Genomic DNA, 2,282 nt, shown 5'->3' with positions numbered 1-2,282 from the left:
AGACCGCTGCGGCCGGGGAGATGCGTCTTCCCGGCTGTCGTGGTCGGTTGCGAAGCGCGGAACCTGACCACAGCGGCGGGGGAGGCGCACCTCCCCGGCTGCTCAGGCGCGGCGTTCGACGGCCGCGGTCGCGAGCGCGTCGAGGGCGTCGCGCGCCTCGGGACGGATCGCGTCGGTGTCGAGTGCCCCGCGGGCCTGCTCGGCCCGCTCGGTGATGAGCTTCTCGACCTCGTCCAGCGCGCCGGTGTCCTCGATGACGGCGCGCAGCCCGGCGACGTCCGCGTCGGACAGGGCGCGCGCGCCGAGTCCGTCGCGCAGCGTCCGCTGCTGCGCAGGGGTGGCGCGCTCCATGGCGAGCGCCACCAGCAGCGTCTGCTTGCCCTCGCTGAGGTCGTCGCCGGCAGGCTTGCCCGTGACCGACGGATCGCCGAAGACGCCGAGCACGTCGTCGCGCAGCTGGAACGCCTCGCCGAGCGGCAGGCCGTACGCCGACAGCGCTGCGGTCGTCGCCGGGGTCGCCCCGGCCGCGGCGGCGCCCAGGTGCAACGGACCCTCGACCGTGTACTTGCTCGTCTTGAACCGGGCGACGCGCATCGCGTCGGCGGCCGAGAAGTCGCCGCGTGCCTGCACGAGCACGTCGAGGTACTGGCCTGCCATGACGACCTGCCGCATCGAGTCGAACACCGGACGCGTCGCGGCGAAGCCGGCCTCGTCGAGCAGGGCGTCGGCCCACGACAGCAGGAGGTCGCCGAGCAGGATCGCCGCGGCGCGGCCGAACGCCGCCGGATCGCCGAGCCATCCCGCGTCGGCGTGCTGTGCCGCGAAGGCGACGTGCGCCGCCGGGTTGCCGCGACGGGTGTCGCTCTCGTCCATGACGTCGTCGTGCACGAGCGCGCACGCGTGCAGCAGTTCCAGCGACGCGGCCGCTCGGACGATGCGAGGGTCGACCCCTTCGCCGTCGTCGCGCACGCTGCGCCAACCCCAGTACGCGAACTGCGGTCGCAGCCGCTTGCCGCCGTCGAGCACGATGCTGCGCGCGGCCTCGACCATCGGCGCGAGTTCGGCGCCGACCTCGAGCAGCGAGTCGGCGCGCCGGTCGAGGAACTCGGCCAGGACGTGATCCACCTGCGTCACGAAGTCTTCGCGGAGCGCCCCCACGCTTCGGACATTACGCTGCACGCATGACGCGAACGGTCCGAGAGGCGCTGGCTGAGGGGCACCCGACGATCTCGTTCGAGTTCATGCCGCCGAAGACGGCCGAGGACGAACGCCGCATCTGGACGACCATCCGCGAGCTCGAGCCGCTGCAGCCGTCGTTCGTGTCGGTCACCTACGGCGCCGGCGGTTCGACGCGCGACAACACGATCTCAGTCGTCGAGAAGATCGCGCACGACACCACGCTGCTGCCCGTGGCGCATCTCACCGCGGTCAATCACTCCGTCGCCGAACTGCGCTCGATCATCGGACGCTTCGCCGACGCCGGCATCGTCAACATGCTCGCCCTGCGCGGCGACCCGCCGGGCGACGTCGAGGGCGAGTGGGTCAAGCACCCCGAGGGCGTCCAGTACGCGTCCGAGCTGGTCGAGCTGCTGCGCGCGCACGGCCAGTTCTGCATCGGCGTCGCGGCCTTCCCGTACAAGCACCCGCGCTCGGCCAGCATCGAGGCCGACACCGCGCAGTTCGTCGCGAAGTGCCGGGCCGGCGCCGACTATGCGATCACCCAGATGTTCTTCGACGCCGACGACTACCTGCGCCTGCGCGACCGCGTCGCCGCGGCCGGGTGCGACGTCCCGATCATCCCGTCGCTCATGCCGGTGACGACCATGCGGACGGTCGCGCGCTCGGAGCAGCTGTCCGGCGCCCCGTTCCCGCCCGCGCTGCTGCAGCGCTTCGAAGCCGTCGCGGACGACCCGAAGGCCGTGCGTGAGCTCGGCATCGCCTCGGCGATCGAGCTGGCCCAGCGGCTGCTGCGCGAGGGCGCCCCGGGCCTGCACTTCGTGACCTTCAACTACAGCCGCGCCACCCGCGAGGTCATGGCCGAGCTGACCCTCCCCGCCCGCGCCGCCTGACGCGTCCGGAGGCGTTTGTCCCGCTGCGTCGGGTTTTCCTGCACCTGTGTCCCGGCGTTGCGGGGCAAGGCGCGTCCATGTGCCGGTGCTGCGGGACAAGGCGCACGGATGTCCTGGTGTTGCGGGGCAAGGCGGGTCGATCTGGCGCTGCTCGTCGACGGATCTTGTGCAGGACGCGCGTGGTCGTGCGCGCGTCGTGCACAAGTTCGGCCG

General features: G+C 72.3%; 2 protein-coding genes. One reads left to right on the top strand and one right to left on the bottom strand.

Features of this window, described 5'->3' with window-relative positions:
- Positions 1 to 102 precede the first annotated feature (102 nt).
- The gene (locus ACTHMS_RS14830; RefSeq protein WP_440307447.1) at positions 103 to 1,134 is read right to left on the bottom strand and encodes a polyprenyl synthetase family protein; all 1,032 of its coding nucleotides are present in this window, start codon (positions 1,132 to 1,134) and stop codon (positions 103 to 105) included.
- Positions 1,135 to 1,181: 47 nt separating this feature from the next.
- Here ACTHMS_RS14830 and metF point away from each other — a divergent pair, with 47 nt between their 5' ends.
- The gene (metF, locus tag ACTHMS_RS14825; RefSeq protein WP_440307446.1) at positions 1,182 to 2,069 is read left to right on the top strand and encodes a methylenetetrahydrofolate reductase [NAD(P)H]; all 888 of its coding nucleotides are present in this window, start codon (positions 1,182 to 1,184) and stop codon (positions 2,067 to 2,069) included.
- Positions 2,070 to 2,282 lie beyond the last annotated feature (213 nt).

The sequence above is a fragment of the Jatrophihabitans sp. genome (assembly GCF_051960575.1).
In the GTDB taxonomy this organism is placed as follows: Bacteria; Actinomycetota; Actinomycetes; order Mycobacteriales; family Jatrophihabitantaceae; genus JBQCEE01.
The sequence above is the reverse complement of the archived record's forward strand: the minus strand, read 5'-3'. Positions and strand labels throughout refer to the sequence as shown.

Bases quoted from the DNA above. Each gene is read 5' to 3' on its own strand.
- metF (WP_440307446.1), top strand. From the start codon at position 1,182: ATGACGCGAACGGTCCGAGAGGCGCTGGCTGAGGGGCACCCGACGATC.